The following is a 422-nucleotide window of genomic DNA, read 5'->3' on the forward strand; positions in this document are numbered from 1 at the left end:
CCATCCGGTCTCCCTCATGCGGGGGGTGCTGGAGCGGGGCACGCCGCTGTTCGGCATCTGCTTCGGCAACCAGATCCTCGGCCGGGCGCTGGGGTTCGGCACCTACAAGCTCAAGTACGGCCACCGCGGCATCAACCAGCCCGTGCGGGACCGGGCCACCGGCCGGGTGGAGGTGACCGCGCACAATCACGGCTTCGCCGTGGACGCGCCCCTGGACGCGCCCGGCGACACCCCCTACGGGCGCGCCGAGGTCTCCCACGTCTGCCTCAACGACGGGGTGGTGGAGGGCCTGCGGCTGCTGGACCGGCCGGCGTTCAGTGTCCAGTACCACCCCGAGGCGGCGGCCGGGCCGCACGACGCCGCGTACCTGTTCGACCGCTTCGTCTCCCTGATGGAGGGCCAGCGTGCCTAAGCGCACCGAC

General features: G+C 72.5%; 1 protein-coding gene. It reads left to right on the forward strand.

Features of this window, described 5'->3' with window-relative positions:
- A partial coding sequence (locus tag ACW69E_RS27775) for a glutamine amidotransferase-related protein (protein ID WP_457501040.1) occupies positions 1-412 on the forward strand: 412 nt, incomplete at its 5' end.
- Positions 413-422: the final 10 nt, after the last annotated feature.

Source organism: Streptomyces sp. SS8 (assembly GCF_054072955.1).